The organism is Nitrospira sp. Nam74 (assembly GCF_965152615.1).
The window spans coordinates 2,880,069-2,892,295 of the sequence record NZ_OZ224220.1 but is presented as its reverse complement, the minus strand read 5'-3'; the positions used below and the strand labels follow the sequence as shown (position 1 = coordinate 2,892,295).

At 56.1% G+C, this 12,227-nt stretch carries 10 protein-coding genes; 6 read left to right on the top strand and 4 right to left on the bottom strand.

Annotated features, from left to right (window positions below; translation table 11 throughout):
* Positions 1–373: 373 nt before the first annotated feature.
* Together ACWHYZ_RS13460 and ACWHYZ_RS13455 are read left to right on the top strand one after the other, a co-directional pair.
* Entirely contained in the window at positions 374–889 is a 516-nt protein-coding gene (locus tag ACWHYZ_RS13460; protein WP_447983202.1) for an alpha/beta fold hydrolase, read from the top strand.
* A 411-nt stretch (positions 890–1,300) separates the two neighbouring features.
* Positions 1,301–1,831, top strand: a complete 531-nt coding sequence (locus tag ACWHYZ_RS13455) for a DUF4142 domain-containing protein (protein ID WP_447983201.1) — start codon at positions 1,301–1,303, stop codon at positions 1,829–1,831.
* 493 nt (positions 1,832–2,324) lie between these two features.
* On the opposite strand, the gene ACWHYZ_RS13450 is transcribed toward ACWHYZ_RS13455, so the two are convergent.
* The 4 genes from ACWHYZ_RS13450 to ACWHYZ_RS13435 all read right to left on the bottom strand — a co-directional run bounded on the left by ACWHYZ_RS13450 (position 2,325) and on the right by ACWHYZ_RS13435 (position 6,487).
* Positions 2,325–2,765, bottom strand: coding sequence for a DUF5681 domain-containing protein (locus ACWHYZ_RS13450; RefSeq protein ID WP_447983200.1), 441 nt, complete (start codon positions 2,763–2,765; stop codon positions 2,325–2,327).
* Positions 2,765–3,019, bottom strand: a complete 255-nt coding sequence (locus ACWHYZ_RS13445) for a hypothetical protein (RefSeq protein WP_447983199.1) — start codon at positions 3,017–3,019, stop codon at positions 2,765–2,767. Before ACWHYZ_RS13445 ends, ACWHYZ_RS13450 begins: the two co-directional genes overlap by 1 nt.
* A 2,001-nt stretch (positions 3,020–5,020) precedes the next feature.
* Entirely contained in the window at positions 5,021–5,314 is a 294-nt protein-coding gene (locus ACWHYZ_RS13440) for a GYD domain-containing protein (RefSeq protein ID WP_447983198.1), read from the bottom strand.
* Between the two features lie 186 nt (positions 5,315–5,500).
* The gene (locus tag ACWHYZ_RS13435; protein WP_447983197.1) at positions 5,501–6,487 is read right to left on the bottom strand and encodes a hypothetical protein; all 987 of its coding nucleotides are present in this window, start codon (positions 6,485–6,487) and stop codon (positions 5,501–5,503) included.
* A gap of 432 nt (positions 6,488–6,919) precedes the next feature.
* Between ACWHYZ_RS13435 and ACWHYZ_RS13430 the strand changes: the two genes are divergently transcribed.
* The 4 genes from ACWHYZ_RS13430 (at position 6,920) to ACWHYZ_RS13415 (ending at position 12,143) form a co-directional block, all read left to right on the top strand.
* Positions 6,920–7,363 (top strand): CBS domain-containing protein, encoded by a 444-nt coding sequence (locus tag ACWHYZ_RS13430; protein ID WP_447983196.1) that lies wholly within the window; start codon positions 6,920–6,922, stop codon positions 7,361–7,363.
* 378 nt (positions 7,364–7,741) lie between these two features.
* Positions 7,742–10,126: a DUF3604 domain-containing protein gene (locus ACWHYZ_RS13425; protein WP_447983195.1), complete on the top strand. Its 2,385-nt coding sequence runs from the start codon at positions 7,742–7,744 to the stop codon at positions 10,124–10,126.
* 11 nt (positions 10,127–10,137) lie between these two features.
* On the top strand, positions 10,138–11,136 hold the full coding sequence (locus tag ACWHYZ_RS13420; protein ID WP_447983194.1) for a peptidylprolyl isomerase: 999 nt from the start codon (positions 10,138–10,140) through the stop codon (positions 11,134–11,136).
* A complete protein-coding gene (locus ACWHYZ_RS13415; RefSeq protein ID WP_447983193.1) occupies positions 11,133–12,143 on the top strand; it encodes a HupE/UreJ family protein in 1,011 nt (336 codons plus the stop codon). The genes ACWHYZ_RS13420 and ACWHYZ_RS13415 overlap by 4 nt, the downstream gene beginning before the upstream one ends.
* The last annotated feature ends 84 nt before the right edge of the window (positions 12,144–12,227 follow it).

Sequence of the window (12,227 nt, the reverse complement as noted above, 5' to 3'; positions counted from 1 at the left end):
AACGGTCCCGAGCCCTTGGAAGCGGAACAGGAGTAAGTTCAGGAACCGGCAGTGGAAAAATGGGATCAGGCCAAGGGCCACGGTGACGTTGGCCGTCACACTGTAGGTCATCCCATGCGATCCAGACGGAGCAATGATTGTAGCTCACGAATCGATACTGCAAGCTAGGACCGGAGTAAACAGGGGTATACACACTCGGTGGCTAGCGTATGGCCTCCTCATAGCAGGCATCCTGACATGGCGGGCGGCAGTACTGTCTCGTGAGCGGCGGAATCTCTTGCGCCGGCGAGAGCTCCATCCGTTGCATGACCTGTGGGTGCATGTGAACGGGCATCGTCTGTACGCCCGTATCTCGAAATTGGACAGCCGGCGGATGTCTGCACCAGTAGTGCTTGTTCATGGTTGGGGAGTGTCAGGTTCCTATTTTATCCCACTGGCTGAACGTCTCGCCGGATCCTTTGATGTCTATCTTCCCGACCTTCCCGGCCATGGAATGAGCGAAACGCCTCCCAAGCCACTCGATGTAGATGATCTTGCTGCCGAGCTGATCGATTGGATGGATGCTATCGGCATTGCACGGGCCTCACTTGTGGGACATTCCATGGGGTGTCAGGTCGCGGTTCAGATCGCGATTCGGCAGCCGCCGCGAGTGGATCGACTGATCCTTATTGGGATTACTCCAGATCCTGGTGCACGTGGGACCCTGCAACAGGTGCGCAGGTTTGTTATCGGGGGCGCATACGAGCGTTTCTCACTCAACTACCACTTGGTGAAGGACTATGTTCGGATGGGCGCACGGCTCATCCCAGGGTGGGGCCATGCCGTTCAATACAGTGGACCTGCTCTCGTCAGTGAAAGAATTCAAGAGTTCCTCCGTGCAGCCGTTTGACGATGGGAGGCGCCCGAAAACCGGTTCGCTTTCAACCAAGGAAATCTTGCGAAACCCTCGGCGAACGCGTGGCACGATTCACCGAGAGAGAGTTGCTTCTCTGCAACCGCCCGACATTCCCCCGGATTCACTGTTTGAACCCGAGTGGTACGTCTACGAATAGCATCAGCAGTGTTGATCGGTCCCATCGGTGCGCTGTTCATCAGTACCTGACTGTACGACAACAAATTCTTCAGGATGCGCGTCGGGTCATCCGCTCAATAGGCCGGATCGTCATGGCAATCGCGATGCGGCCCGGCAGGACAAACGGTCAGCGGGTCGGAGCTGTTATGTAGCCGTTGTCTGATAGTGATTGAGCTACTGGGTTCGGTAACATTCGGGTGTCACCTGAATGTATGTATGGAGGACGCTATGGGACGGTACCGGTCGTTACTATTGCTGCTGTTCGGAGTCGTGCCCTTGGTGGCGTCCTGTGCGGCCATGTCAGAACACAAGGCGGCCGGTAACCCTGATGCGATGTTTTTGTTATCAACGGCTCGCGCCTCCAACGCCGAGATTCAGTTGAGTGACCTCGCGGCTCAACGATCACAAGACCTGGCTATCAAGTCGTTGGCGCGCCAATTCTCCGAAGACCACAACCGCATGAACGGGGAACTGGCACAATTGGCCTCTCGCCAGGAACTAAGCCTCCCGACCGATCCTGATGAGCTCCACAAGAAGACCGCCGCTCACCTGTCACAATTGAGTGGACAGGAGTTCGATAAAGAGTACATTACCGAGATGGTCGCCGATCATGCCATGATGCTGGCGAAGTTTCAGAATAAGGCAAAACTCGCTACAGACCGGCAGATACGGCAATGGGCAGCGAGCCAGGTCCCACTGTTTCGAGCTCACTATGAAGCCGCACAATCCATCAATTCAAAGGTGCTGGCATCCCGATAGCGAGGTATGCACCGGAGTTACTGACTAACCGCGTATTGGATATGTGATCCCAGGCCGTGCTGCATCCCGAAATGAAATCCACCGTCATCATCCGCACTTATTCTTGGCGCGGCTCTACGAACACCAACATGCCTTCCCCATGCGGACGGACTCTCAGTGAATACAGCCGGACGCGCGATACGCCTGTGGCCGGTCTTTAGAACCCGGTGTCGAAGCGGCCTTCTCGCATGGTAAACGCCCCACGATACGATCACTTTGCTTCAGAGAACCCTATGAGGGAAGGGCGCTGTGGGATCGAATAGTCCTCATTCCGTTTTGGTGGCGTCACAAAAGTGACTTGAATCAACTTGGGAGTACGGCTCGCTTCTTGTTGTCTAAGCTCCATCCCTTGCCTAGGGCCGCCATATCCTCGTCCGGTAATGCGTCCGCAGCACGACTGCTTGGCTCTCATTCTTCGAAGGCATCAGAGCGACGAGTCGCTCCTCCGTACTGCTTAGGGTAACGCTCCAAGCAGAGGCCGACTTTTATTCGAGCTGAGTTCATGTCCGCTTTGTGTTTGTACTTGCCGTTCATGCGCCAAATACCTCTCCTCCTGACTAGAGCTGTTCCGTTCGCCTGGATTCACGAACACGACTTTGATCTGCTTTACGGTCCGGGTTGCCTCCTTGTCGATCAGCTCCAGACCTTGCATAGGGCGGCCATATCCTCGATCCAAAAGCGCCTCCGCAGCGCGGACGGCGACGCTCTCGTTTTTCGAACGCATTAGGGTGACGAGGCGCTGAATGGCTTCTGGGCCGTGGTCGCGAGCCAAGTCGCGAATCTCCGCTGCAACCTTTGGCCGGCCTCCAGGGTTCCCGCTTTGACCTTGTTTCCACGCCGATGAGGGAGTCTTTCGCGGCCTTATCTGCTTTCGTCTGTTCTCAGACCCCATCATCACGGCCTCCCATAACCTGTAACGCCTGGAACGCGCCCAGTGCGTTGCCTTTTGATCACTGTGATTACGCCGGCGTATTTTCCCACCATGTCGGAGAATGCCTCTTGAGCAATGTCCCGCAGCGGTAAACCTCGATAGCCCGCGAGCGTGCGCAGATCATTGAACAAGGCGCCATTGATCCACAGATCGAGTCGCGAGCAGTTCTCAGCTCGCCGCTTATCTCGATGCTTTCGGATCCGATCCTTGCCGCTCACAGGTCCTCCTTCATCACTCCTTCGTCCGCCGGGTAAGTCGCAACCGGAAACACTCCTATCCATAGTGTCTCTCCTTGTATTGTTGACCCATTGGGGTGAATGAGATGGAGCACGGACGGACAAGCCTGCTCCAGGCAATGTGGATGCTCTGAGTAGCATGATGACGGCGGTGGGTAGGGGACAGCGTGTATTCATGCCATGCAGCGTCTATTGCGTGCGTGTGCCCAAAATGTGCCCAAACTGACAGCGGGGAACGGTGACTATTGCAGATATGAGGGGAAGCGGGAGACCTTAAAACGCTGAGTTTTCGCGCATGATAGCCGATGGTCGTCAATGGTTGCCGGGTGCCATGCGTGCTTAAAATCCCATGGGCCGAAAGGCCCGTACCGGTTCGATCCCGGTCTCCGGCACCATAAGATCAAAAGGTTATGACAACCATCCATTCTTCTCTATCCTTCAGACGCCGCTTGCTTTCCGTGTGCTCTCCGCCTTTTTAATACAGCGATCTTTTTCGTGACTGCCTGAGGGCTTTGGAAGTGCGGAGAGCTTTGCACGCCTTCAGACAGGTCGGCTTCCGACGCGACAGCATACCTACGATAGATTGATTCTGTGTTTGACCGACCAGCTTCATCGCGACGAAGCGCGGGACACCGGCCCGTTCGAGGTTGCGAACTACGGTTTGTCAGAAATCGTGGGGAATGCGGTCGGGGATGCCTGACACAAAAAATACTTAATCCTATACACTTGCGATGAAAGACGCAGGGGACGAGTTGACCGAGGACCTTGTGAACGGCGTGGGTACGTTCCTGTTGGCTTTGGAGCAATTTGGGCGGTTCAGGGGAAAGTGAGAACGGAAACGTCCTTCCATCATCGTTCTTGGTACTGCCGGGTTCGAGACGAACAATGCCCGCCTGCATATCGACTTGCCGGCATGTGTGGCGGAGAATCTCACTTGGGATTCAACGCCTCTTGTGATGTTGACCCAAATCGGGGCTTCTTCGGCGTGAGACGAAAGGTTTAAACACACCAAACATATAAGTGGGAGTCCAAGGTCTGCTCAGATAATGCCGCGCCAGAACGCCAAAGGTCTCATTGAGCTATGGCGAGTCGAACGGATGCAGTTACGGTTGCAACATCAATTGCAGTGCGTTAGGTAAAAGGTCAGGAGGGGAGTGAAGTTGTTGATTTGTAGCGGAGGGAGCGAGATTTGACAATGCTGATGCTATCCATACCTTTGACCCGATCTACTCCGATCGTTTTTTCTTCTCAATGATTTACAAAAGAGTCAGAGGCGGATGGACAACGCGCGAAGCCCATTGAACAAGATAGTTCTGGCACAGTTTAGCCGCATTCTTACGTCTGCATTGTTTGTCCTGCACAAGAAGGGGAGTATCCCTTGATATTTATGGCAGGACGACAGTGTAGCAGTTCGGTGGAAGATTGGAACCAGGACGGTCTCGACTGAGAATGTTGACGAGGGGCAAAGCGTGGCAGTACCAAGCGCTTTCAGTTGGATGTGTGTTTCGCGGCCGAAACAATAAGACTTGAATCAGGAGCAAGCCTAGAATGAAGAAGACCATGACCATTCCGACCCAGACGCACCATATTGAGACTCGGTCTTGTTGGGATTGGCACTCTCGCCGGAAGAATTCTTTCAGCGCCTGGCCGGTCTTCGGGCTCTCGCTATCCTCATGAGATATTTCTCTTGCGGGGCAAGCCATATCGGCTACTCTCTCTACCGCAGGAGTCCGTTATCCAAACCTCACTTAGACTAGCACCTCTTAGCGTAGGAGAGAAATAGGGACAGTTACGTGAGGTCTATACTTTAGAAATAGCGAAAGGCGAAGTCCAATCGGTCATGCAGGCGGCGGAAATAGTGCGTCAGGTGCGTTGATAAGAACTCCGAGGCTGACGTTACCTCCTCTGTTCCATCCCTTCCCAAGCATGAATCGCTTCGATCGGGATCGTACCCGGCATCTGCCCCCAGGAGTAGCCCATGTTCTACGTCATGTCGCCCATAATCCTTCGATACTCATTTTCTGTAAACGCTTTAACGGTTTTCGTCCTGAGATTGCCCTGCGCTCCAAGCCACAATAAATATCCAGCAAGCGTCTCGTCGTTTGGGACGTCGACAATAGCAACTGAATCATAGTCGCCTAGAGTCATGTAAAACGCTTTGATGTCACCGCCCAGATCCTTCAGCTTCTTTTTCCCAAGGTCGAGACGCTTAGGTGACTCTTTAATATTTCTGATGCCTTGCTCGGTCCACTGTGTGTAAACCAGGTAGGTAGCCATGGAATAACCTCCTTGCAGTCCTCGCGATGATCATCCGCCTGGAAGTGGAATAGGATAAGTGAAGGCGTTCATTTCGTTCAGCATTACCGAAACGTTGACGGGGTTGCTTGGAAGACATCTTGTCCGGCAGAAGAATTTTTACCGATGTTAATTGAGGCATTTACCCTCTCCATTTGCACCACATTATCATGTGGGATTCCCGACGTCCTGAAAAGCTGCAGGTCTGAATGATTCCAACGGGAGTATGTTGTACCGCTTTCGGAGTTCCTCGACCTGCTCGCCCATGACGGGCCAGTAGTCCCAGCCGCTGTTGAGATCCACATTCATCGCCGCGCCACGTTGCATTGCGATCATGGCCTTCTCAGGGTCGAAGAAGTCCGTTCGTGCCTTCGTGATGGGTGTCATGCGGATGCCTGCGTGAAATTGCAAAAGAACGAAGAAGACGAAGAGAAACGGGTCGCGCCGTTGAAAGCCTGCACTGAAACAGGCGACTTGGACCTCTCCTTCCGGAGTCGTATCATAGCCGGAAAACACATGGGCACAATCGTGGAATACAATGGGTTCCGCCGCGCCGCCCTTTTCCCCTGGCAGGGCAAACGCGTTCTTTCGGCAGTACTCCCAATAGGCACGCCCCAAGGATTCCGAAGGATAATGTTCCAATGCTTGGTAGCGGGCTGCGAGCTCTCGGTTCTCATACCTTCCCACCATGCCGCGTACGAATTTGTAGATTCCCAGGAGACCTTCCTTGTTCCAGATCTCTTTGACTTTGTGTCGCAACCAAATTCGGCGCGCCAAATCCAGGCGAAGTTGAAAGATTTCTCGATTCAGAACATGCCGTAGGTTCTTTACCTCGGGCATGGTCACTTCAAGTGACTGCGCAAATTGTTCGACGAGATCGGCCTCCTGTGAACTTGCTTTTCCGTCAATCAGAGACATCACGATCAAGCCCTGCATCAGTTGACGCCGGATCTGCGGGTCAGGAAGCGCCTGTGCTAGTTCCATGGGTGTAATGGGAGTCAGATGCTCCACCGAATGGGTCGTGCCGAGAATTCGCTGGATTGACAGGATCATATGAAGCTCAGAGGCATCCAGTGCTCCGTCTGCCAACGCGACAGTCTTCATGGCGCGCAATCCCCAATAGGCTTGTTCCGGACTCGGTTTCTTCAGCTCCATATCCGCCTCCTTACGTCATCTGTGTGAGAGGTGGACGCTCTAGCGTCATTTGGTTCCTAAGCATCGGCAATGATTCTCCACGTAAGGCCTACTTGGGTAAAAGGGAACAGTATGTGGAACCACGGAAGTTCCGGCGAGCCAATGCGCGTGAGTGATAATCCGCCTATGAGATGATCGTCGGCGTCAATGTGAAATGGACCTACCTCGGGTTGGAACAATAAGCAGTCCGCCGGATTGAAGGAACTGTCAGAATTGACAGATGGGGGAAGGAAGCCGGCACCAGATTCGGTGACAGCATGTAAGCAACCGGCTGATTGTTGGAGGGGAAGACGTAAGCCATATTGACGCCGGTGACAGAAAATCCGGGTTTATATTCCCACTCAAGCACAACGTCACGACTTCCCAAACGAGTCGGCCGTGAAGGAGAACACCATGAATTGTAAAGAACTGATGACCCCTAATCCAAAAGTTTGCACACCTAGCATGACGTCGGTGGAAGCGGCAAGAATCATGGGGCAAGAAAATGTAGGCGTGCTACCGGTTATCGATCGTGCGAGCAAGAGGCTGGTTGGAATTGTCACCGATAGAGATCTCTGTTTGGGAGTGATCGCCAAAGGCCACAGCCCGGCTGAAGTACATGTCTCAGATTGTATGAGTACGCATCTCCTTACCTGTGGTCCGCAGGACGAGGTTCAATACTGTGAGCAGCTCATGAAGCAGCATCAGATCCGGCGCATTGTCGTGATCGATGAACATGGTTGCTGTATGGGTATCATTTCCCAAGGAGATCTGGCCTTGTATATCCAGGGCGCCCAGGAGATCCATGATACCCTCCGGGAAGTGTCCAAGCCAGGGCATGCCAAGCGAGCCGCATGACAGCTTCGGCACGAATGCAGGCAACTAAGTATCGAGGTCTACTTGCCGGCAGACCATGAAATCCTGACCGCAAACCGCAAAATGCCCCAAATGAGTTCGAGCGACGGGTATCGCCCAAGGGATGGTTTGTAGCCACACGCCCGACATAGACTTAGCGCATTGACGGCTTACGCTCAGCATCGGTCCAAGTTACGAATGCGTCAATTCTAAATTCCAATTGCGAAGCGACGCCGTGCTTTCAGAAGAACACCTCAAAAAAATCTATGCGGTCCGAAACCTCGGTTTTGCCACGCCCATATTGTGGACATGCCCGTTCACGAGACGCGTTCAGCGCTCGCCCATGAACAGTTTTGACCCTTTTAAAAGGGGGTACGAACAATGCGGTCCATTTTCCTTCGGCTGCAGGCAGGTATCGCAGATGTACAGAGCGAGACTGTGTCTTATGAGAAGCATCTAATCAAGAGAGTGACCTGCTGCCTGTTTGGCTTCCTCTGCACAGTCGCCGTCGTCAGTTGTGGACAAAGCCCCCCTCCTTCCAGTGATATCGAGATTCCGTTTATCTCTGAGCGAACGGGGGTCGAGCGGACAGAAACGCGGCAGACCTGTACGAACTATCAGGCGACTCGTCAGCCCTTTTTCGGAGAGCTGCACCTTCATACGCAATATTCCATGGATGCCGCGACCCTCGATACGCGGAACACCCCGCGTGATGCCTATCGGTTCGCGAAAGGCCAGAAAGTGGGATTGCCGCCGTTCGTCAACACGCTCGGCAAGCCGGCGAATGGCACACTCGCACCGATTAATGGCGTTTCACAACACCCCTATTGTCTTCCCCCCGAGCGGTGCCAGTTCACGGCCACGCGATCTATTCAGCTACCGCCCGGCCGTTCGCTGGATTTTGCGGCCATCACGGATCATTCTGAGTTCTTTGGTGAAACGAATATCTGTTTCTTTGAAGGGCCTTCCTGCTCCGGTGATGCGGAATGCGATACCGCTCGCGGGCAATCCTGCTCTCGGGGAAACAAATGTGTCCCGCGCGGCTATGACAGTGTGAACTGCATTCTCTCGCGTGATGCCGTGACGCAACTCCGCTTGGGCACGGGCGCGCAGCAATGGGGCGCCTATGTCTCCGTGGAGAATCCGCGCCGGTTTCCCTTCTGCCAAGACGGACAGACCTGTCTGAAACAAGCCAAAAACGTGTGGGACCAAATCCAGGCCGCGGCGGAAGAGGCGTACGATCGGAGCGCACGATGCTCCTTCACCTCCTTCATCGCCTACGAGTACACAGGACAGCCTGGCATGGGGCAGTGCGCCAATACCCAAGCGCCGTGCTTTGCCAACGAGGACTGCACCGGGGGAGCCAGTTGTCTGGCCAACACTGGCGGAGCCAACAATTTGCATCGCAATATTATTTTCCGTAACGATGATGTCATTGACGTGCCGATTTCCTACGTCGAGCAACCAACGGGGTGTGGCAAAGGGGCCGCGTGTGACCATGGCGGCGCCCTGGCGTCCCCGGAGGCCCTCTTGCGCAGCCTGCAGCGGCAGTGCCTGCGGAATCCAGCCCATCCCCGTTGTGACGTCCTTTCGATCCCGCATAATGCCAATATAAGTGGCGGAGCGATGTTCCTCTTGCCCGAAACGGTTCAGGAAGCGAAAACCCGCGCGGACATGGAACCCTTGGCCGAGCTGCATCAGATTAAGGGCAACTCGGAGTGCCGGTATGCCGCGCAAAATCCGGGATTTTGGAACACGACCGATGAGCTTTGTGAATTCGAATCCCTGGACTTCGCCAAGCTGGCCGGTCCCGTGATCACTGATCCCGCTCAGATCCCGCCGAACAGCTTTGTACGGAATGTGCTGAAGGAGGGCCTGCGCTATCAACAAACTCAGGGCTTCAATCCCTTTAAGCTCGGCTTCGTGGGTGCGACAGACAACCATAACGGCACACCGTCCGCGACAGACCCCGAGCCATACGCGAAAGATGGAGCGCATGGAGACGTCGGCTTTGCCGTCTCAGGTGAAGAACTCAATCAGACGCTCCTCGTTGGGCTCGTGTCCAATCCGGGGGGCCTCACCGGGATTTGGGCAGAAGAGAACTCACGTGATGCTCTGTTCCGCGCCCTCAAGCGCCGAGAGACCTTTGCGACGAGCGGGACGCGGCCGGCGGTCCGGTTTTTTGGAGGCTTTGACCTGCCGGAGAACATGTGCAAGGTGGGCGATTTTGCCGAGCGCGGGTATCGGCAGGGCGTCCCCATGGGCGGCACGCTGCAGCAGGCAAGCCGCGGCGCCGCGCCCCGGTTTGCCGTCTCGGCCATGATGGACCCTGGGTGGGTCGGGCATCCCGGCACTTCCTTGCAACGGGTCCAGATTATTAAAGGCTGGGTTGAGGCTGATGGGAGCACCCATGAAGCGGTCTACGAGGTCGCAGGGAATCCCAATAATCGCGCATCGGTGGACCTGCGAACGTGTGCGCTCCAAGGCGGCGGCTTTGCGGATCTGTGTACGGTCTGGACTGATCCTGATTTCCACCGAGATCAACTGGCGTTCTACTATGCCCGGGTGATTGAAAATCCGAGCTGCCGGTGGAACCAATACTTTTGTAATGCCCGACAAATTGACTGTAAACGGCCGCCCACACCCCAACAGCAGAACCCGCCCTATACCGAATTTGAATACCAGCAGTGCTGCAGCGGCGTGGTGCCGTCGACCGTGCAGCAGCGGGCCTGGACGTCGCCCATCTGGTATGTGCCCCGACGCTAAGGCGGAGGACCATGAGACGGTGGCTTCACAGCCCGCTGATCCACTTTCTTATCCTCGGTGGACTCCTTTTTCTATGGCGGACCGCCGGGGACTCGTACGTGGTAGGAGGGGATCGCCATGCACGACGCGCCTCGATTGTCGTCTCGGAGGCTCAGATCCAGCAACTGGAGCAGGACTTTCTCCAGCGCTGGGGGACAGCGCCCTCCGAGGCGCAGCGTCAGGCACTCATCCAACAGGCCATCGATGATGAGGTCCTCTACCAGGAAGCCCGCCGGTTGCGACTCGACATCGAGGATCACAGCGTGCGGCTGCGCATCGTCCAAAAGATGCGCGCGGTCAGTACCGACCCCTCGCGCACGGAAGACGATCTCTATGAGGAGGCGCTCGCCTTGGGTTTTGATGATGATGTTATCATCCGGAGGCTGCTGCGCCAGAAAATGCGCCTCGTGCTCGAAGAGGCCCTACAGCCTCCATCCGAGCAGGAAGTGCAGGCGTATGTCGAGCGCCATCGGGATCAGTTCGTGCAACCGGCGACCGTGACCTTCTCTCATGTCTTTTTGAGTGCGCGGAGGGGTAGTCCTCATCTCCGCAACGAGGCGCGACAGGTCTTGAAAGCACTCCGTCATGATGCCATTCCCCCCGAGGCAATCACGACCCTCTCAGACCCGTTCACGCTTGGTCACGAGCTACGTGGCCGATCCCACGCGGAGGTGGCTCGGTATTTCGGCGGCGCGTTCGCCGATACTGTCTTCGCGTTGACACCGGCACAATGGTCCGGGCCGATTGCGTCGCCCTTTGGCGTACATCTGGTGTGGGTTCATGATCGGGGCCAAGAAACCATCCCGTTCTGGGGCACCGTGTGGCATCAGGCTGGATATGCCATCCTACAAGAACGCGCCGCGCGGCAGCGTACGGAGGCGCTCGAACGCCTGCGTGCACGGTATGATATCCACATTGATGTTTCCCCAGCGCAGTCGGTGTCCGAGAAGTCAGGGAAGCAGGCGGGATGAAGCCGTACCGGTATTCCATCCGGTTAGTCTTCATCATCTGCTCATTACTCGGCCTTCAGCCTGACGTGAGCGCCCACCCCCTTGATCCGGCGCTCCTGGAAGTCTGGGAATCTTCCGGCATGCTCGAGGTGCTGTGGCGGCAGCCACTTCGCCAGCGGGCAGGTGCTTCTGTTCAGCCAGTCCTGCCGGCTGTGTGCCGCCCGCTCTCGACGCCCGCGGCAAGCGTGATGGGATCAACCGTGACGGCGCGGTGGCGGCTTGATTGCGGGGCATCTCAGCTGGTTGGCGCCCAGATTGGTGTCGAGGGGCTCGCCGAGCGGCAGATGGAGGCGCTCGTCCGCGTTCATCTGGCCGATGGACGGCTTTTGCAGAGGGTACTCCGAGGCGATTCACAGCGGTTCACTGTCCCTCAGCGGAGCAGCCTCCTCGAGGTCGCCCGCGACTATCTCGTGCTCGGTGTCGAGCACATTCTAACGGGTGGGGATCACCTGCTCTTCGTTTTGGGACTCGTGTTGTTGGTCTTGGGGACACGGGAGCTCCTGTGGACCGTCACGGCCTTTACCGTCGGGCATAGCGTCACGCTCGCGGCCGCCACATTGGGCTTCGTGCGAATTCCGCCGGCGCCGGTTGAGGTGCTAATTGCGCTCAGCATTGTTTTTGTGGGCGTGGAGCTGGCCCGACAGGGGGAGCGGCGCGCCGGCTGGTCGTGTCCGTGGATGATGGCGGGCTCGTTCGGTCTCCTGCATGGCTTCGGGTTTGCCGGGGCGCTGGCACAGATTGGTCTCCCGGCGAACGAGATCCCGCTGGCGCTCCTGACCTTCAATGTTGGGATTGAGTTGGGCCAGGTAATATTCGTCATCGTCATCCTGCTCGTGAAAGCGACCTTAAGGGTACCGGTACGCTTGCCGGAGGTGGTGACGATGGTTCCCGCCTATGTCATTGGATCCGTGGCGGCCTGCTGGTGCCTGGAGCGGATCGTGATGATTGTGGCGGCCTGGCGGTTCTAGCGGACGGTTTCGCGGTTCCTAGAGCGACCGGCCACAAGATGATTTGGTCATGTCCGAACAATCCACGCCACGAGGAGGGTATAC